The 16,968-nt window shown below is 64.2% G+C and carries 20 protein-coding genes; 14 read left to right on the top strand and 6 right to left on the bottom strand.

Annotated features, from left to right (window positions below; genetic code table 11):
- Positions 1 to 81 precede the first annotated feature (81 nt).
- From C7435_RS00510 to C7435_RS00500, 3 genes are all read left to right on the top strand, one after another.
- Positions 82 to 579 carry a DinB family protein gene (locus C7435_RS00510; protein ID WP_121209981.1) on the top strand — a complete coding sequence of 166 codons (498 nt, stop codon included), beginning with the start codon at positions 82 to 84 and terminating at the stop codon, positions 577 to 579.
- A gap of 93 nt (positions 580 to 672) precedes the next feature.
- A complete protein-coding gene (locus C7435_RS00505) occupies positions 673 to 1,611 on the top strand; it encodes an ABC transporter ATP-binding protein (protein ID WP_121209621.1) in 939 nt (312 codons plus the stop codon).
- Positions 1,611 to 3,011 carry an ABC transporter permease gene (locus C7435_RS00500; protein WP_075188944.1) on the top strand — a complete coding sequence of 467 codons (1,401 nt, stop codon included), beginning with the start codon at positions 1,611 to 1,613 and terminating at the stop codon, positions 3,009 to 3,011. The genes C7435_RS00505 and C7435_RS00500 overlap by 1 nt, the downstream gene beginning before the upstream one ends.
- Positions 3,012 to 3,137: 126 nt before the next feature.
- On the opposite strand, the gene rpsU is transcribed toward C7435_RS00500, so the two are convergent.
- A complete protein-coding gene (rpsU, locus tag C7435_RS00495; protein ID WP_075188542.1) occupies positions 3,138 to 3,374 on the bottom strand; it encodes a 30S ribosomal protein S21 in 237 nt (78 codons plus the stop codon).
- A gap of 153 nt (positions 3,375 to 3,527) precedes the next feature.
- Between rpsU and C7435_RS00490 the strand changes: the two genes are divergently transcribed.
- Positions 3,528 to 4,205, top strand: a complete 678-nt coding sequence (locus C7435_RS00490) for a COQ9 family protein (protein ID WP_233350636.1) — start codon at positions 3,528 to 3,530, stop codon at positions 4,203 to 4,205.
- 143 nt (positions 4,206 to 4,348) lie between these two features.
- On the top strand, positions 4,349 to 4,993 hold the full coding sequence (locus tag C7435_RS00485) for an alternative oxidase (RefSeq protein ID WP_121209980.1): 645 nt from the start codon (positions 4,349 to 4,351) through the stop codon (positions 4,991 to 4,993).
- Here the strand turns inward: C7435_RS00485 and C7435_RS00480 are convergent.
- Genes C7435_RS00480 through purE form a run of 3 tightly spaced genes read right to left on the bottom strand, consistent with a single transcriptional unit; the run spans position 4,990 to position 7,421 of the window.
- Positions 4,990 to 5,775: a bis(5'-nucleosyl)-tetraphosphatase PrpE gene (locus C7435_RS00480; protein WP_121209619.1), complete on the bottom strand. Its 786-nt coding sequence runs from the start codon at positions 5,773 to 5,775 to the stop codon at positions 4,990 to 4,992. The two genes, C7435_RS00485 and C7435_RS00480, sit on opposite strands and share 4 nt — an antisense overlap.
- 40 nt (positions 5,776 to 5,815) lie before the next feature.
- Positions 5,816 to 6,895: a 5-(carboxyamino)imidazole ribonucleotide synthase gene (locus C7435_RS00475; protein WP_121209618.1), complete on the bottom strand. Its 1,080-nt coding sequence runs from the start codon at positions 6,893 to 6,895 to the stop codon at positions 5,816 to 5,818.
- Between the two features lie 4 nt (positions 6,896 to 6,899).
- Positions 6,900 to 7,421 carry a 5-(carboxyamino)imidazole ribonucleotide mutase gene (purE, locus tag C7435_RS00470; RefSeq protein ID WP_075188537.1) on the bottom strand — a complete coding sequence of 174 codons (522 nt, stop codon included), beginning with the start codon at positions 7,419 to 7,421 and terminating at the stop codon, positions 6,900 to 6,902.
- A gap of 158 nt (positions 7,422 to 7,579) precedes the next feature.
- On the opposite strand from purE, the gene C7435_RS00465 reads away from it, so the two are divergent.
- Positions 7,580 to 8,320, top strand: coding sequence for a GGDEF domain-containing protein (locus C7435_RS00465; protein WP_121209617.1), 741 nt, complete (start codon positions 7,580 to 7,582; stop codon positions 8,318 to 8,320).
- 17 nt (positions 8,321 to 8,337) lie between these two features.
- On the opposite strand, the gene C7435_RS00460 is transcribed toward C7435_RS00465, so the two are convergent.
- Positions 8,338 to 8,550 carry a YdcH family protein gene (locus C7435_RS00460; RefSeq protein ID WP_083634880.1) on the bottom strand — a complete coding sequence of 71 codons (213 nt, stop codon included), beginning with the start codon at positions 8,548 to 8,550 and terminating at the stop codon, positions 8,338 to 8,340.
- Positions 8,551 to 8,801: 251 nt separating this feature from the next.
- Between C7435_RS00460 and C7435_RS00455 the strand changes: the two genes are divergently transcribed.
- From C7435_RS00455 to C7435_RS00435, 5 genes are all read left to right on the top strand, one after another.
- Positions 8,802 to 10,205: an amidohydrolase family protein gene (locus tag C7435_RS00455; protein ID WP_121209616.1), complete on the top strand. Its 1,404-nt coding sequence runs from the start codon at positions 8,802 to 8,804 to the stop codon at positions 10,203 to 10,205.
- A gap of 180 nt (positions 10,206 to 10,385) precedes the next feature.
- Positions 10,386 to 10,862 (top strand): hypothetical protein, encoded by a 477-nt coding sequence (locus C7435_RS00450; protein ID WP_121209615.1) that lies wholly within the window; start codon positions 10,386 to 10,388, stop codon positions 10,860 to 10,862.
- Positions 10,863 to 10,870: 8 nt separating this feature from the next.
- Positions 10,871 to 11,269, top strand: coding sequence for a hypothetical protein (locus C7435_RS00445; protein ID WP_121209614.1), 399 nt, complete (start codon positions 10,871 to 10,873; stop codon positions 11,267 to 11,269).
- Positions 11,266 to 12,270: a hypothetical protein gene (locus tag C7435_RS00440; protein WP_121209613.1), complete on the top strand. Its 1,005-nt coding sequence runs from the start codon at positions 11,266 to 11,268 to the stop codon at positions 12,268 to 12,270. Before C7435_RS00445 ends, C7435_RS00440 begins: the two co-directional genes overlap by 4 nt.
- Before the next feature lie 9 nt (positions 12,271 to 12,279).
- Complete coding sequence (locus tag C7435_RS00435) at positions 12,280 to 14,160, top strand: VWA domain-containing protein (protein WP_121209612.1); 1,881 nt, start codon at positions 12,280 to 12,282, stop codon at positions 14,158 to 14,160.
- Positions 14,161 to 14,167: 7 nt separating this feature from the next.
- Here C7435_RS00435 and C7435_RS00430 read toward each other — a convergent pair whose 3' ends face one another.
- The gene (locus C7435_RS00430) at positions 14,168 to 14,755 is read right to left on the bottom strand and encodes a UbiX family flavin prenyltransferase (protein ID WP_121209611.1); all 588 of its coding nucleotides are present in this window, start codon (positions 14,753 to 14,755) and stop codon (positions 14,168 to 14,170) included.
- Between the two features lie 88 nt (positions 14,756 to 14,843).
- Between C7435_RS00430 and C7435_RS00425 the strand changes: the two genes are divergently transcribed.
- The 3 genes from C7435_RS00425 (at position 14,844) to C7435_RS00415 (ending at position 16,896) form a co-directional block, all read left to right on the top strand.
- Positions 14,844 to 15,032, top strand: coding sequence for a YdcH family protein (locus C7435_RS00425; RefSeq protein WP_075188529.1), 189 nt, complete (start codon positions 14,844 to 14,846; stop codon positions 15,030 to 15,032).
- A 91-nt stretch (positions 15,033 to 15,123) separates the two neighbouring features.
- A complete protein-coding gene (locus C7435_RS00420) occupies positions 15,124 to 15,993 on the top strand; it encodes a tetratricopeptide repeat protein (protein WP_121209610.1) in 870 nt (289 codons plus the stop codon).
- A 102-nt stretch (positions 15,994 to 16,095) separates the two neighbouring features.
- Positions 16,096 to 16,896 (top strand): SDR family NAD(P)-dependent oxidoreductase, encoded by an 801-nt coding sequence (locus C7435_RS00415; RefSeq protein ID WP_075188528.1) that lies wholly within the window; start codon positions 16,096 to 16,098, stop codon positions 16,894 to 16,896.
- The last annotated feature ends 72 nt before the right edge of the window (positions 16,897 to 16,968 follow it).

Raw genomic sequence — 16,968 nt, 5'->3', positions numbered from 1 at the left:
GCCCTTGCATGCCAAGACGGCGCGGGCACTATCTGCGTGATTAAGACCGCCGACCAGCGCGGCACACAGCCGGAGTCCCCCATGCGCGCCCATTTCCTGCAACTTGCCGATTACAACGCTTGGGCCAATCAGCGGATCTATGCCGCCACACGCGAAATCGGTGCCGAGGCGCGCAGCCGTGATATCGGGGCCTATTTCGGATCGCTGCAAGGCACGCTCACCCATATCCTCGTCGCCGATCATTTGTGGATGGCGCGCCTTCTGGGGCTGGCCGCGCCGCATGCGCGACTGGACGAGACTCCCACTCATGATTTCGAGATCCTGTGGGCGGCGCGGCGCGAGCAGGATGCCGCCACCCGCGCCTTCATCGGCGGGCTGGACGACGCCGCCATCTCGGCGGATTTTGACTACAAGGACATGAGCGGCAATCCGCGCACCCTGCCACGCCGGATCATCCTGACCCACATGTTCAATCACGCCACCCATCACCGCGGCCAGGCACATCACCAGCTGACCCAGCTCGGCCTGGCCGAACCGCCGCCGCTGGATCTGCCCTACTTCGTCCTCGACCTTGTCTGAGCGGACAAAAGGGGGGACGGTCCACTGCCCAATGCCGGTGGCCGTCGCTCTGCATCCTCACTAGGCTCCGCCGCAAACATGACAGGGGGCATCATGTCCGAAACCATTCTCGAACTCTCCAATGTATCCAAGACCTATAGCGGCAAACCAGCGGTTCGGGATGTCAGCTTCAAGGTCCAGCGCGGCCAGATCACCGGCTTTCTCGGACCGAATGGTGCGGGCAAGACAACCAGCCTGCGCATGTCCCTGGGCATTCTCACGCCTGACAGCGGGACCGTCAGCCTGTTCGGCGGCAAGCCCCGACCGGCAGCGCTGGACCGGGTCGGCTTCCTGCCGGAAGAACGCGGCATCTACCGCAAGATGAAGGTGATCGATGTCATCACCTTCTTCGCCCGTCTCAAGGGCGTCGGCGCCGCCGAGGCCCGCAGGCGCGGCCTGGCGATGCTGGAGGAATTCGGCCTGCCCGACGTTGCCGACAGCAAGGTGAAGACCCTGTCCAAGGGCATGGCCCAGAAGGTCCAGATCATCTCGACCCTGGTGCACGAGCCGGAATTCATCATTCTCGACGAGCCCTTTTCGGGCCTCGACCCGGTCAACCAGAATGCGCTGGAACAGATCGTGCGCCGCCAGGCCGAGGCCGGACGGACCGTCTTGTTCTCGACCCATGTCATGGAACATGCCGAGCGCCTGTGTGACCAGATCGTGCTGGTTGCCAAGGGGCGCAAGGTCTTCGATGGCAGCGTCAAGCAAGCGCTCGGCGAAGTGCCGCGCCGGGTGACGGTGGAGGCGGCATCCGACCATGACCTGTCGCAAATACTGGTCGGCAAGGGCGAGATCGCCCGTAGTGAGCTGGACGGCAATGTCGTCTGGACCATCGATCTCGCCGCCGGCGTCGATGCCCAGGACGTGCTCAAGGCCTGCGTTGACGGTGGCGTGAAACTGGCCCGCTTCGAGCCGGTGCGCGCCCATTTGCATGACGCGTTTGTCCATCTTGTCGGCTCAAGTGCCACTGCCGAAACGGAGGCCGTGTGATGCGCGCCATCTATCTCATCGCCCGCCGCGAATATCTGTCCTACGCCGCCACTTGGGGCTTCTGGCTGTCGCTGGCCTCTATGCCCTTGTTCATGGCCCTGGGGTTCGGCCTGCCGATCCTGATCGAGAACTCCCAGCCCACCCGCTATTATGTGCTGATCGACGAGACCGGCGGTTCGCTGGAGACGGCACTGGAAGCGCAAGCCGAGGCCAGCCAGGCGGAAGCGCTGGAAAGGGCTCGGGAAACAGCCCGGGAGCTGTTCGGCGACCTGCCCCAGGTGAACGCGGCGCTCGCCTCCCAGCCGCAATTGTCCGATGAGCGCTATCTGCGGGTGGATGTCGGCGTTTCCGAACTGGACGCCTTGCGGCCCTACCTCACCGGCGACGCGACCTTCACCGCCGCGGATGGCGAACATCGCCTGTTTGCGGCGATCTATCTGCGCCAAAACGCGGATGGGGCGATCCAGATCGATTACTGGAGCGCCAATGTCTCCGATGGCGGGCTGCGCTCGCAGATCCGCAACGCCCTGCGTGCCTACATGCAGACGCAGTTTCTCATCGATTCCGGCGTTGACCCGGGCCTGATCGAGACCGCGGACGAGCTGTCACCATCGGTGCGCGAACTCAATCCGGAGCGCACCGGCGACACGGCCGAGGTCACCGACGCTGAACGCATCCCGCTGGTCGTCAGCACGATGATGGCCATCGGCCTGTGGGCGGTCATCTTCTCTGTCGTCAACATGCTGCTGACGGCGATGATCGAGGAGAAGGGCAACAAGGTGCTGGAAATGATGCTGGCCTCGACCCGGCACCATGAAATTCTCACCGGCAAGCTGATCGGCGTCGCCGCCGTCTCGGCAACCCTGCTGGCCGTCTGGGGCGGGATAGGCTTGCTCGGCACGCTGGGCTTGCAGCAGGTCGCGGCTTCGTCCGACATGCCGATCGCGGACATTCTCGCCGCCGTGCTCGATCCCGGCCTGCTGCTGCCGGCATTTGGCTATTTCATCATCGGCTATCTGATGTATGGCGCGGTCTTCCTGGCCATCGGCTCGCTGTGCGAGACCCTGCAGGACGCCCAGACCCTGATGAGCCCGATGATGCTGATCATGATGGTGCCAATCATCCTGATCATGATGGCGCTCAACGCCCCTGATAACCCGATCGTGGCAATTGCCAGCTGGGTGCCGCTGTGGACTCCCTTCATCATGCTGGCGCGTCTGCCGCATGATGTCGGTCTCATCGACATTGTCGGCACCACGGCCGCTATGATCGCCTTTGCCGTCTTCGTGATCTGGGGATCAGGCGTGCTGTTCCGCATGGGGTCACTCAACCAGGCCAATCAGGACACGGTGAAGGGCTGGTTCAGGATCGGCCGCAAGAAAAAACCGGCAGCGTCCTGATACAAAACAACCGGCCGCCCTTCGGGGCGGCCGGTTGCACTACGGTCTGAATTGCAGGCAAAAGGAAACCGCCGCGTCCGAACGGACACGGCGGTTTCACTTTACTCGCAATGAGGCCTGGCGACCCTAGCGACGCGTCGTGCCGCCACGCTTGGCGACGAGACCTTCGCGCTGGGCCCGCTTGCGAGCCAGCTTGCGCGCCCGGCGAATGGCTTCAGCCTTTTGGCGAGCCTTCTTCTCCGAGGGCTTCTCGTAATGATTACGACGCTTCATTTCGCGGAAAGTACCTTCCCGCTGCATCTTCTTTTTCAGCGCGCGGAGCGCTTGCTCCACGTTATTGTCGCGCACAACGATCTGTACGATGGCTCTCTCTCCATAGGTTGGACGCGAGGGCCATTCCTCGTGTCGCTAGTTCGCCAGAGGCGGGGCTACTAGCAGAGCTGCGACCACGTGTCCACACTGTCAGCACACACGGGCGAGGTGACGAAGTCACCGCACTGGTCTAGACAGATCGACATGATGGAAGCCGATACCCTGCCCCGCTCCGTGAAGGATAGCACACGCGACGCGCTTTTAGAGTCGATTCTACCGTTGGCAGCCTTTGATGGCTGGACCGATGACAGTTTCGCCCAAGCCTGCACCGATGCCGGCATCGACAAGGGCCAGGCCCTGCTGGCCTGCCCGCGTGGCGCACTCGACCTGATCGTGCGCTGGTCAAAGCAGCTCGACCTGGCCGTGGTCGCGGCTGTCCGGGGTGCCGACATCAAGGCGATGAAGATCCGCGAGCGGGTCCGATTCGGTGTGATGGCGCGGCTCGAAGCGATCGGTCCGCACGAGGAAGCCGCCCGCCGCGCCCGCGCCCGCCTGATGCTGCCGGATGCCGCCAGCGAGGCGCCGCAGCTTCTGTGGGCCACCGCCGACACGATCTGGCGCACCATTGGCGACACCTCGACCGATGTGAACTTCTATTCCAAGCGGACCATACTGGCCGGCGTCTATGGCTCGACCCTGTCGACCTGGCTCAACGAGGCCGACATGGACAAGACCGAGGCCCAGGCTTTCCTCGATCGCCGCATCCAGAATGTGATGGATTTCGAGAAGACCAAGGCCAATATCGCCAAGCTGACCGCCGATCTGCCCGACCTCGCCGGCCTGCTGGGCAAGCTGCGCCACGGGCCGGGTCCGCGGATTTAGCGTCCGCGCCGGGTTTAATTCGGTCGCGGCAATACCCACATCCCGATTGCGAGATTTATCGACGCGCGGCGCCGTGCCACCTTCCGCCTCGCCACATCCGGGCGCACAGTGTCGGCATGCACCGTCCCAAACGGGAGAGCGACATGCCGAAGACGGACCACATCATTCTCGACCAACACCGCAAGCCCGAGGGCATAGGCGACCATATCGCCCTTGGTTTCGTGAAATTCCTGCGCTTTTTCGCCGACACTTTCTTCGCCAAACGCTATGGCCACCGGGCCGTGGTTCTGGAAACCGTTGCGGCCGTGCCCGGCATGGTCGGCGGCCTCTTGCAGCACCTCAAGGCGCTACGCCGCATCCGCGATGACGAAGGCTGGATCCGCACCCTGCTGGACGAGGCGGAAAACGAGCGCATGCACCTGATGACCTTCATCGAAATCGCCAAGCCGACCCTGTTCGAGCGGATCGTGATCATGGTCGTGCAGGCGATCTTCTATAATTGCTATTTCTTCCTCTACCTCTTCGCCCCGCGCACGGCGCACCGCGTGGTCGGCTATTTCGAGGAAGAGGCCGTGATCAGCTACACGCAATATCTCGAAGGCATCGACGCCGGGAGGCACGAGAATGTGCCAGCGCCGCAGATTGCCATCGACTATTGGGACCTGCCCGCCGATGCACGACTGCGCGAAGTCGTCGTCGTGGTCCGCGCCGACGAAGCCGGCCATCGCGACGTCAATCATGACTATGCCGATCAGCTCGGCCGCAAACCACGCGCCCAGACGGCTTAACCGCTGTTGTCGTCCACGGCCCAGCGCGGCGAGTGGAACCAGGCCTCCCGAGCCGGCACCTGGACATAGTCGCGCTCGGGCCAGCGCATGGCGGTCAGATGGCCACCGAACACGCAACCCGTGTCGATACAGATGACATTGTTGCGCTCACGGATTTCCGGCTCGGCAACATGGCCGTGCACGATCGTGGCGTCGCCGGAATAATTGCGGGCCCAGTCGCGCCTTATCGGCAGACCGTGCAGGTCGCGCTCGCCGGTGATCTCGCCATACATGGCAAAGGCCCGCACGCGTGACGAATCCTCGCCATGCATGTCGGCCTGGACACCGGCATGAGCCACGACCAGCCGCCCTTCATCAAGGATGAGGTGATGCGGCAATCTATCGATAAAATCGGCCAATTCCTCACGGAACGGGTCCGGCTCGGCCTGCATCTGATCAATGGTTTCGCGAATGCCGTGCGAGATTTTCACATCCCGCCCGGCCAGCCAGCGCCGGAACTTGTCATCATGATTGCCAACCACGCAATAGCCGCGACCCGCCGTAACGCTCGCCTTCACCGTGCGCAGCACGCCCGGACTGTCCGGCCCGCGATCAACGAGATCACCGAGAAAGACCGGGCGGCGGCCCTCCGGATGGTGCCAGCCATGCACGTCGCGCCGGTCATAGCCCAGCCGTTCGAGCAAGCTCACCAGCTCGTCGAAACAACCATGAATATCGCCAATCAGGTCGAACGGGCCGCGGTCCTCAATAAAGGCGCGCGGATCGGGGGGCGTTCGGATCATGCCCCTAACATAGGATGTCCGGCGGCCATTGGAAGCCGGCTCAGAGCGGCGACAGCCGGTTCACATGCCCCATCTTGCGGCCATCGCGGGTCTCGCGCTTGCCATAGAGGTGGAGGCGGGCCCGCGGATCGGCGGCCAGCTCGGCCCAGGCATCGGCGTCGTGTCCGATCAGATTGCTCATCACGCAGGCCGAATGCGCGGCCGGGTCGCCCAGCGGCCAGCCGGCAACAGCGCGCATATGCTGTTCGAACTGGTCGCAGCCGCAGCCATCCATGGTCCAGTGGCCGGTATTGTGGACCCGCGGCGCGATCTCGTTGACGATCAGCTCGCCTTCGCCAAGATCGAACAGCTCGACCGCAAACACGCCGACATGGCCCAGACCATCGCCCAAGGCGCGGGCTATCGCCAGGGCGCGGTCCTGGGTCGTGCTGTCAACGCCGGGCGCCGGTGCGGTGGTGGTCTTGAGGATGCCATCGCCATGGACGTTCTCGGACAGGGGATAGGTCAGAACCTCGCCGGTCACCGAGCGCGCCGCCACAACCGACAACTCCCGCGTGAAGGCCGCTGCGCCTTCGAGGATGGCTGGCTGGTGGCCGATGGCGGCCCACGCCGTCCGGGCATCCTCGACGCTGCGGACCCAGGCCTGGCCCTTGCCGTCATAACCGAAACGCCGGGTCTTCAGCACCGCCGGCAGGCCGATATCCTCGATTGCGGCTTCCAGGCTGTCGATATCGTCAACCTGGGCGAAGGGGACGGTCCTCACCCCCTGCTGGTTGATGAAATGCTTTTCGATGAAGCGGTCCTGGGTCAGCTCCAGCGATTTCGCACCGGGACGCAGCGGAGCGGCTGCAGCGGCAATCGCCACCGTGTCGACCGGGACATTCTCGAACTCATAGGTGATGGCGTCGCAGCGATTGGCGAAATTGGCGACGGCGCCGGCATCATCCCATGGTGCGCAATAACTGCGCGCGGCGACGCGGCTGGCCGGGCAATCGGGCTCGGGGTCATAGATATGGACGTCGAAACCGAGGGCCGCACCGGCGCCAGCCAGCATGCGACCGAGCTGGCCGCCACCGAGGATCCCGATCACACTGCCCGGAGCAAGCGGCGCATCACGCATCGGATCAGTCCTCGACCGTCACCGGAACGCTGTCGGTCTGGGCCTGACGCCAGGCGTCAAGGCGTTCCGCCACGCCGGCATCCATCAGTGACAGGATGGAGGCGGCCAGGAGGCCGGCATTCTTGGCCCCGGCATCGCCGATCGCCAGCGTGCCGACCGGCACACCGCCAGGCATCTGGACGATGGAGAGCAGGCTGTCCTGACCACTCAATGCCTTCGATTTCACCGGCACGCCAAGCACGGGCAGCGACGTCATCGAGGCGACCATGCCGGGCAGGTGAGCGGCCCCGCCGGCGCCGGCGATTACCACCTTGATGCCGCGTCCGCGCGCACCCTTGGAAAACTCGACCAGACGATCCGGCGTCCGGTGGGCGGACACGACCTGCGTCTCATAGCTGATCCCGAGATCGCCGAGCACGTTGGCGGCCTTCTTCATCGTCGGCCAATCCGAGCGTGAACCCATGATGATGGCGACGTCGATATCTGAATTCGGGGAGGTCGGGGACTGGGGCGAAACTTCGCTCATGACGCTTCCTGCGCGTGAAAAGGAAGCGCGCGACCATAACTCTGCGCGCGTGAAGGTCAAGAACATCCCGCAAAGCAAGCGCGATCCGTCCGCGCTTGACCGTTTCTTAACCACACTTCGCGACGCTGCGACCGAACAGAATCGAATTGGAACGTGCCATGCGCATCGGACCGACCAGCCCCACAGGGAATATTTCCCGCCCCAGCAAGACCGACACAGCCCGCCGCAGCAGCGGTGGCGCCCAATCGACTGCGGCGCCCTCTGATGCCGCCTCGATCATGGGCGTGCCGGAAGCCGAGCTCACGCCGAATGTGCAACGCGCCCTCTTGTCGCTGATGGGCGAGGTCGACCAGCTGCGCAAGGAGACCGAACGCCTGCGCGGCCGGGTCCGCGAACTGGAATCGCTGGCCGATCACGACGTCATGCTGCCGGTGCTGAACCGCCGCGCCTTCCTGCGCGAAGTCAGCCGCGCACTGGCCCTCGCCGAGCGTCATGGCGCGCCGTCAGCGCTCGTCTATTTCGACCTCAACGGCTTCAAGGCCATCAATGACCAGTATGGCCATGCCGCCGGCGATGCCGCCCTGCATCATGTCGCCAACCTGCTCACGGCCCATGTTCGCGAAACCGACGCGGTCGGCCGGCTGGGCGGCGATGAATTTGCCGTTGTGCTGACACTGACCGGTGCTGACGGGGCGCAAGCCAAGGCAAGCGAACTGGCCGATCGGGTCTCGACGACCCCGTTCGATTATGCCGGTCGCAAGCTGACCGTCGGGACGGCTTGGGGCTGCCAGCCGCTTGAGGCTGGCAAACGCGCCGAAGACGTCATGGCGAGCGCCGATGCCGCCATGTATGCCTGCAAGCAGGCGCAGAAATCAGGCGATGAACGCAAGCAGGCCTGATCCGGTCGCCGCCTGCTTCAGGCAATGATGTCCGGCGTCAGCTGGTCTTCAAGCTGTGAAATCACGTCCTTGATCTTCAGCTTTTCCTTCTTCAACCGAGCGTATTTGAGCTGATCGACAACGCCGTTCTCGGTCAGCGCGTCGACTTCATGATTGAGGGATTCATGCTGCTCCCGCAGGCGCTCGATCCGTTCGGTCAGCGCCTGCTGGTCCAGGGATTCTCCATCCATTCCTCAGCCGTCTCTTTCTGATCTTGTTCTGATCCGCTTGCTCCGGAGGTCGGAACCGGCGCCCTGGTGGCAGGTTCGCCCGAGCCAGTGTGGCGAAGCGGGTAGGATACCGGCATTCGCCGGTCAAATAAATTCCCGATCACGCTGCAGATGCGAAGAATTGGAGCTGGACGCTGCGCCGCACGACGGATAGCGTCAAGTCAGTTACATATGTAACACTACGGTCACGAATGTAGCAAAGAAACAGAGCCATGCTTCGAATGATCGCCCTCCTCGCAAGCCTTGCCGGCTGGGCCGGCGCGTCGGCGCAACCTGTTGCGGACCTGTCCGACCGGGTACGTCAGCATATCCGCCATGACGCGCCGCAAATCGCACTGGTCGGTGTCCGCCTTGTCGATGGCAGCGGTGACCCGGCGCGTGCCGACCAGACCGTGTTGATCGAAGACGGTCGGATCCGGCAAGTCGGCCCGGCCGCAGACATAAGTGTGCCGGATGGTTTTACCGTTCTCGATCTGGCCGGTCACAGCGTCATCCCGGGCCTGGTCGGCCTGCACAACCATCTCCACTATCCCGGCACGCCGGCCAGCCATCACACAGCGCCGCACCTCTACCTCGCCGGCGGTGTGACGACGCTGTTCTCGGCAGGCAGCGCCGCACCGGTCGCCGAACTGAACATGGCGCGAGCGGTCGAGCGCGGATACGGACCCGGCCCCGACATGCGCATCGCCGCACCTTATGTCACCGGTCCGGACGGTAATTGGGTCATGGCGCAGCCGGACACCGCCGAGGCCGCCCATCGTTTCGTCGATTACTGGACCGAGAACGGCGTCGCGGGTTTCAAGCTTTACCGGCATGTGACGCCAGACATTGCCCGCGCCGTGATCACACGCGCCCATGCGCACGGCCTGCCTGTCACCGGCCATCTGTGCTCGCTGACCTATCGGCAAGCCGCCGAAATGGGCATCGACCGTATCGAGCACGGTTTCCTGTCGATGTCAGACCTGGTCGGGGACAAGCCGGAAGGCGTCTGCACCGCGACGCTGGCATCGCTGGAAACCAGTGATCCCGATGGTGAGGCCATCGGCGCCGTCATTGCGGCCCTCGTCGATCATGATGTCACCCTGACCTCGACCCTGGCCATCATAGAAAGCCATTTCGCGCAGCGGCCCCAGGGCGATGCCCGCTCGCTGACCATGTTGGCGCCCGAGGCCCGCGCGGCCTATGACAGCCGCCAGGACGCCCTCGCCGCGCGACTCGAGACGACCCGTTTCACGCCGGAATTATTCGGCCGTGTGCTCGCCTTTGAACGCCGCTTTGTCGCCGCTGGCGGACACCTCGTCGCCGGCCCCGACACAGGCCGCCACATCATTCCCGGTCATGGCGACCAGCGGAACGTGGAATTGCTTGTTGAAGCCGGCTTCACGGTCGAGCAGGCGGTCCGGATCGCGACCCATAACGGCGCGGTCGAGTTGGGCCTGGGCACGGATCGCGGCCTCATCCGGGCCGGCTATCGGGCCGACCTGGTCGTGCTGCAAGGCGATCTGTCGGCGGACATCAGCCGGATCCGCCACCCGCAAATCGTGTTCCGCAACGGTCTCGGCTATGACCCTGAAAGCCTGGCTGAGGCCGCGGTCGGGCAGGTCGGACTGCGCTGATCATCGCCATCATTGACCACGAAGCGACGAAACAGGTTTCCTGAAAAGACTACCCATTTCGACCAGGCAGTGTAGCGTGGCGATCAACACGCCCCGCGAACCGGTCCTTGCTGACCGGGTTCGATCCGGCAGGAGCCGGCAAGGGGCGTTTTGACAGCGGCAGACAAAGGGGGACCTGCCATGACGAAAACCTTGAAAACCATGCTCGCACTGACCGCCTGCGCCCTGCCTCTCGCCGCCTGTGGCGGCGACACCGAACAGCCGGTTGGCCCCGACAGTCCTGCCCGGTCCGGAAGCGACGCGCCGCAAGTTGTGATGGAGCAGAATGTCGGCGGTCTGCAATCGCAGGCCGGCGCCAATCTGAACCTGCCCGCCGGATTTCCGGACGATGTCGCCCACTATCCGGCCCTCAACATCTATGGCGCCAACACGATTCCGAACATGGGTTTCTCGCTGGCCGCCCTGGCCGACGGATCGCCGGACGACGTCACCGCTTTCTACGCCCGCGAGATGGTGGCACTGGGATGGACCGAAGCGGCCAATGCCCCCAGCGGTCCGGGGCACTTGCTGCGTTTTGAAAAAGACGGGCGCGTGGCGACATTCAACCTGATCCCGAACGGATCAACCACGACACTGTCCGTCACGGTCTTGAACTAGGACGCCCCGTGTCGCCGCGCCTCACCCGCATCGCTCTGAGCCTGCCCGTCATCATCGCCATGGTGGTCTTGGCGTTCGGGCTCGGTACTTATTTTGGCGGCAAGTATCTCGTGCCGCCCGGTCAGGGACTGGCGGCGCCCGCCGAGGCCTTGGGCTATGGCCTGCTCGCGAGCTTGGCCGGCTTGGCGGTGTCGATCGTCGCGGCGACCAGAATGCCGATGAAAGCGCTGATTGCCTGCGCCGTCGTCGGCATGCTCGGCCTCACCATTCTGGCCATCGCCATCGCGATAGCGGTGAACAATGCCGACCACGACGGTCAGCCCGGATCCGACGCGCTGCCGCCACGAACAACAACGACGACGCCCGTCACCGAGCCGGCGCTGCCCGACGGCGAGCCAACACGGTGAGGGGTTCGACCGCAACAATTGGCGTTATCGCCCTGATCGCAGCCTGCCTGGCCGGCCTTGTGCCGAGCCGCGCCGCCGCAGAGAGCTGCACCAACACAGCGCTGCACCATGCCATCCCGGTCAGCGGCGAGGTTTCCGGGGACCGTCAATACGCCGCGGATATCGGCTTCGGCTGGACATTCCTGCTGGCGCCGGCGCCGCACGGTTGGGACATCAATGTGCTCGACGCAGGTGGCTATAATCTCGCCCTTGCCACCTTGCCGCTCCATGGCAACACCAATCCGCGTTTTCTTTATGGCTGGCACTTCCGCAACGCCGCCAATACCGGCCCCAATGAGGGCGACGTCAATGCGCCCCAGCACGAGCGCCGCTTCATGCTGAATGATCCACGCGGCGGCGCCTTTCGCGATACCGGACTTGGCTGGCTGCGCATCACCGATTTCGGACTGGCCGACCTGGAGCCCGGCGAGCGCGCCCGCATGGTCTATCTTCAGTTCAACGCCTGCATCCTCGTCCCCAAGACCGACGAGGAGCGCGCCCGCGAGCTGGACGCCACCAGTCCGGTTTACATTGACGAAGAGATGGAGCTGATCCGCACCTGCGGCCTCGATCTCGCCTACCGACCCGAGGCCTGGGTTCTGCCGCGAATGCTCAACGGGGATTTCGACGCCGATGGCGCCCATGATTTCGCGGTACCGATTGTGCGGGACGTCGACGGTCAGCACGGTATCGCCATCTGCCGCGCCGGCACCTGGACATCGATCCACGGGATCGACGATGCCCCGCCGGGCAGCGATCTCGCGCCGGACTATTTCAATCAGGTGGAGGCCTGGCGGATCGGCCCGCGCGACACCGTGGCACACTATGTCGACGATGCCGGGCTGCCGGAGGGGCCGGGCGACGCCCTCACCCTCGAGCGTATCGAGAAGTCGGCCTACAGCCTTTATTGGAACGACGCCGCCTTTCGCAGCCATCACCACTACACACTGGTCGAACCCTAGGAGCCAGGCATGCGTTTTCTGACCGGCCTTTGCGCCCTCATTCTTCTGACGATCAGCCCGGCACCGGCCCAGGACTGGCAGATCAGTGCACCGACCGAGGCGCATATCCGGCAGGGCATCGAGGTTGAATGGACCGCCCCTGAAGCACGCGGTGACATTCTCGAAGTGCGACCCGCCGACGGCGAAGGTCGGCGGCTCTCCTACGCCTACACCCACAACAACCCGCAAGTGATCATGGCACCGGAAGCACCGGGTGAGTATGTACTGGTTTACGTGTCGGGCGGCGAGGTGCGCGCCAGCCTGCCCCTGACCGTGACCCTGCCGGACGCGTCCATTACTGCACCCGCCGCTGTCAGCGCCGGCGAGACCTTCAGCCTCGACTGGACCGGCCCCGTCAGCCGCAGCGACAATCTGACATTCGCGGTCCGGGACGGCTCACCCATCCGCGGAACGGGTTACGCCTATGTCGGCAATCTGGACGGCGGGCCGGCCAGCTTGCGGGCACCCGCCGATGCGGGGAGTTATGACATTGTCTATGTCAGTGGCTCGACCGTCCTCGCCCGCTCACCGATCGAGGTCGGCGGCATCGAGGCGATCCTGACCGCCCCGTCGGAGGTCTTTCAGGGCGGGCCCGTGCGCGTTTCCTGGGTCGGACCGGAGAACAGCCAGGACCGTATCACCTTCGCCGCGCGCGATGGTGAACCGCTTGGCGGCGCCAGCTACTACTATGTCGGCAATGCCGGAGCGGACGACACGGCCATTCTGACCGCATCCGAGACGCTGGGTGCCTATGACATCGTCTATGTGTCCAGTGGCCGGGTGATTGGACGCACATCCATCGACGTCGTTGCGGCCCATATCGCTATCGACGCGCCCGCCGAGGTGGCAGCCTATACGCAATTTCCTGTCACCTGGGCCGGCACCGGCAATCAAGGCGACCTGATCGAGATGCACGCGAGCGACGGTTCGCGCGCGACGTTCAGTTATATCGACCCCAATTCAGACAGCGTCACGCTGGGCGCGCCCGAGACCCCGGGCGACTACACCCTCATCTATCTCACACGGGCGGGACGCGAGATGGCGCGTCGGACCCTCATCGTCCTGCCGCCGCCGGCCGAGCCGGGGCAATTGCTGGTCGAACAGACACGCGCCGCGCTTGGTCCCGACGACGCTGTCGGCGTTATCCTGGATGCGTCCGGTTCCATGCTGCAGCGGGTTGGCGATGAGCGGCGCATCGCCATTGCGCGGGAAACGCTGACCAGCCTGGTCAACGACACCATCCCCGCGAGGACCGGCTTTGCACTGCGGGTCTTCGGGCATCGCGAGGCCGACAGCTGCCGTACCGATCTGGAAATGCCACTCGGTCCGCTCGATCCGGCAGCCGCCACCGGTGTGATCCGCGGCGTCGACGCCATGAATCTCGCCCGCACCCCGCTGGGCCGCTCAATCGAAATGACCGCAAGCGACCTGGCCGACGTCGCCGGCACCCGGATCCTGATTGTCCTGACAGACGGTGAAGAGACCTGTGACGGCGATGCCGCTGCGGCCATTCAGGGCCTGCGTGACCGCGGCTGGGATATCCGGGTGAATATTGTCGGCTTTGCCATCGACGATACCGATCTCGAAGCCGTCTTCCGCGCGTGGGCGGCCAGCGGTGGTGGTGGCTATTTCAGCGCCGCCGACGGGACCCAACTCGCCGCGGCCCTGACCCAGGCTGTCACCGGTGCTTTCGAACTTGCCGATTCGGCCACCGGCGAGGTCATCACAACCGGTCGCCCGGGTGAAATCCTGACCATTCCCGCCGGCGCTTACACCATCCGATGGGGCAATGACGCCGAGCAGTCAGTCGAAATCACGGCGGGCGACATTACCCGCATCACATTGGAATAGGGGCGGCTCAGCGCCGTCCGTCTTCCAGGTCCTCACCCCAGCGCCGCGTGCCATCCCAGTCGAGACCGAACAGGTCAAGGGCGCGTCCGACCGACTGGTTGACCAGGTCGTCAATGGATTTCGGCTTGGCATAGAAGGCCGGCAGTGGGGGGCAGATGACGGCACCCATTTCGGTCAGCGCTTCCATCGTGCGCAGATGACCAAGATGGAAGGGCGTCTCGCGAACCATCAGGACAAGCCGTCGACGCTCTTTCAGGACAACATCGGCGGCCCGGGTCAACAGGCTGGACGTCACACCGGTGGCGATCTCCGACATGGTCTTGACCGAGCACGGCGCGATCAGCATGCCGCGGGTCGCAAACGAGCCCGATGCGATCGGTGCACCGACATCCGGCATTTTGTAGACATGGTCGGCCTTGTCCCGGAAGTCCTTGATCGAGATATCGGTTTCATAGCCAAGCGTCATCTCGGCCGCCTTCGAGGCAACCAGGTGGGTCTCGATGCCCAGCGCCTTCAGCGCCTCCATCGCCCGTATGCCATAGATGATCCCGGAGGCGCCCGAGACGCCGACAATCATCCGCTCCGGCTTCATCATATCTTATCCTCGAAACGTTTCGTGAGTAGACATAATGCGGGAACCTGCTTCAATCGAGTGTTCCACTTCACAAGAGGGAGACGTCTCCATGCCCATCGAAGCCCGCATCCGTGAGCTCGACGCTAAACATACGCGTCTGGATACACAAATCGACGAGGTCAAGAAGCACCCGTCGGCGGATTCCCTGGAACTGGCGCGACTCAAGAAGCAGAAGCTTCGAATCAAGGAACAGATAGAAAGTTTGCGACTATCGGCGCACGCGACCCTTACGGGCTAGCTGATTACAACAGCGCAATTATCAACGGGGCGGCTTTCGGGCCGCCCTTTTTGCGCGCTACACTGAGAAAACGCCACTCCCGGAGTTCCCGATGCGCCTTTCTGCCCTCCTGCTGGCCGCCGGCCTGGTGCTCGCACCCGCCACCCATGCCGCCGCACTTGTCCAGGCATCGTCCGATGCGTCCGAATGCGCGGCCGGACAAGCCGCGCTGGATCGCGGCGAGAATGCCGAAGCGATCCGCCAGTTCAGGGCCTGCCTGGACCATGCCGAGCTCGACATGAACCAGGAGGTCGGCGCCTATGCCTCGCTGGGCGCCGCCTTGCTGGCCGAACAGGAATTCCAGGACGCGCTGGACGCCTATAATTTCGCCTTCGCCATCATCGAGACAGGCGGTGCCCGTGCCGTCGAACCGACGCTTTACCGCAATCGCGGCATCGCCCGGTCCGAGCTTGGCCAGCACGAGCGGGCGCTGGACGACCTGCGAATGGCCGCCGCCGCAGCCCCCGACGACACGCTGACCCAGATCACTCTGGGCATTGTCTACCAAGCGCTCGGCCGCGACGCGGAGGCGGTTGTCGCCTTCGACAATGTCGTCCGGCTGCAACCGGACTGGATCGGCTCCTGGATCAACCGGGCCGGCGCCCTGCTCGACCTCGGTCTGACCGGGGCCGCCGTCGAGGATGCCCGCCGCGCGGTCGAGCTGGCGCCTGAGGACGGATCGACCCTGAACATGCTGTGCTGGACCCTGATCAAGGATGATCGCGCCGAGACCGCCCTGCCCCTATGCGAACAGGCTGTGGCGGCGGAACCGGACTCCGGGGCCATCGTCCACTCCCACGCCACGGCGCTGGAAGCGGTCGGCCGGATGCGGGAGGCGCGGCCGCTTTATCGGCGTGCCTGGCGGTTATCGCCGGAGGATCCGGAAATCCTCCATGACTATGAGCGAACCCACAATCCCTGACCGCGCTGTCGCGGCGCCCGGATGGATTGCCAGCGCCGCCCGCCTGTGCAAGGTCAGCAATCCTGATCGCGCGTTTCTGCGCGCTGGCCATGAGGACTGAAGATGGGTGACCGCGTCGCAATCATAACCGGAGGCGCCAACGGCATTGGCAAGGCCTGTGCCCGTCGTCTCGCCGAAGACGGCTGCCATGTCGTGATCGCCGATGTCGATGCCCGCGCCGGCCAGGCCCTCGCCGAGGAATTGGGCGCCGACAAGGATCGCGCCCTCTTTGTCTCCTGCAATGTTGCGGACCGACTTGCCGTCAACAATCTGCTGTCGGAAACCCGCTCGACCTTCGAACGGCTCGACGTGCTGGTGAACAATGCCGGCATCGTGGCCAGCGGCGATATCCTGACCCTCTCGGAGTCCGATTTTGACAAGGTGATGGGCGTCAATCTGCGCGGCGCCTTCCTGGTGGCCCGCGAGGCCGCACGGCAGATGGTCGACCAGATCGAGGAAGACGGCGAACGGACTGAAGATGTGCGCCGCCGCTATTCGATCATCAACATGTCATCGGTCAACGGCGTCATGGCGATCCCCGACCAGCTCGCCTATTGCGCCACCAAGGGTGCCATCAACCAGATGACCAAGTCGATGGCGCTGGCGCTCGCCAAATACGGCATCCGCGTCAATGCGATCGGACCGGGCAGCATCAATACCGACGTGCTCAAGGCGGTGAATGACAATCCCGAAGCGATGGACAAGATCATGTCCCGCACCCCGCTGCAGCGGATCGGCGACCCCGACGAGATCGCCTCAGTGGCGTCTTTCCTGGCGTCAAAGGATGCCAGCTATATCACCGGCACCACGATCTATGCCGATGGCGGACGCCTGGCGATGAATTACACGGTGCCCAAGGGCTGAGGCCGCGACGCACAACGCAATAAGAAAGGCCTGGAACCGACGGGTTCCAGGCCTTTTTCAATTCTGGTGACA

The sequence above is a fragment of the Maricaulis maris genome (genome assembly GCF_003634045.1).
GTDB classification, from domain to species: Bacteria; Pseudomonadota; Alphaproteobacteria; order Caulobacterales; family Maricaulaceae; genus Maricaulis; species Maricaulis maris.
This window is presented reverse-complemented; position numbering and strand designations above follow the sequence as displayed.

Excerpts from the sequence above, each read along its gene's own strand:
- C7435_RS00485 (WP_121209980.1), top strand. The coding sequence starts at position 4,349 with ATGCCGAAGACGGACCACATCATTCTCGACCAACACCGCAAGCCCGAG.
- C7435_RS00500 (WP_075188944.1), top strand. The coding sequence starts at position 1,611 with ATGCGCGCCATCTATCTCATCGCCCGCCGCGAATATCTGTCCTACGCC.
- purE (WP_075188537.1), bottom strand. The coding sequence starts at position 7,421 with ATGAGCGAAGTTTCGCCCCAGTCCCCGACCTCCCCGAATTCAGATATC.
- C7435_RS00460 (WP_083634880.1), bottom strand. The coding sequence starts at position 8,550 with ATGGATGGAGAATCCCTGGACCAGCAGGCGCTGACCGAACGGATCGAG.
- C7435_RS00510 (WP_121209981.1), top strand. The coding sequence starts at position 82 with ATGCGCGCCCATTTCCTGCAACTTGCCGATTACAACGCTTGGGCCAAT.
- C7435_RS00435 (WP_121209612.1), top strand. The coding sequence starts at position 12,280 with ATGCGTTTTCTGACCGGCCTTTGCGCCCTCATTCTTCTGACGATCAGC.
- C7435_RS00465 (WP_121209617.1), top strand. The coding sequence starts at position 7,580 with ATGCGCATCGGACCGACCAGCCCCACAGGGAATATTTCCCGCCCCAGC.
- C7435_RS00415 (WP_075188528.1), top strand. The coding sequence starts at position 16,096 with ATGGGTGACCGCGTCGCAATCATAACCGGAGGCGCCAACGGCATTGGC.
- C7435_RS00480 (WP_121209619.1), bottom strand. The coding sequence starts at position 5,775 with ATGATCCGAACGCCCCCCGATCCGCGCGCCTTTATTGAGGACCGCGGC.
- C7435_RS00430 (WP_121209611.1), bottom strand. The coding sequence starts at position 14,755 with ATGATGAAGCCGGAGCGGATGATTGTCGGCGTCTCGGGCGCCTCCGGG.
- C7435_RS00475 (WP_121209618.1), bottom strand. The coding sequence starts at position 6,895 with ATGCGTGATGCGCCGCTTGCTCCGGGCAGTGTGATCGGGATCCTCGGT.
- C7435_RS00420 (WP_121209610.1), top strand. The coding sequence starts at position 15,124 with ATGCGCCTTTCTGCCCTCCTGCTGGCCGCCGGCCTGGTGCTCGCACCC.
- C7435_RS00450 (WP_121209615.1), top strand. The coding sequence starts at position 10,386 with ATGACGAAAACCTTGAAAACCATGCTCGCACTGACCGCCTGCGCCCTG.
- C7435_RS00425 (WP_075188529.1), top strand. The coding sequence starts at position 14,844 with ATGCCCATCGAAGCCCGCATCCGTGAGCTCGACGCTAAACATACGCGT.
- C7435_RS00490 (WP_233350636.1), top strand. The coding sequence starts at position 3,528 with ATGATGGAAGCCGATACCCTGCCCCGCTCCGTGAAGGATAGCACACGC.
- C7435_RS00505 (WP_121209621.1), top strand. The coding sequence starts at position 673 with ATGTCCGAAACCATTCTCGAACTCTCCAATGTATCCAAGACCTATAGC.
- C7435_RS00455 (WP_121209616.1), top strand. The coding sequence starts at position 8,802 with ATGCTTCGAATGATCGCCCTCCTCGCAAGCCTTGCCGGCTGGGCCGGC.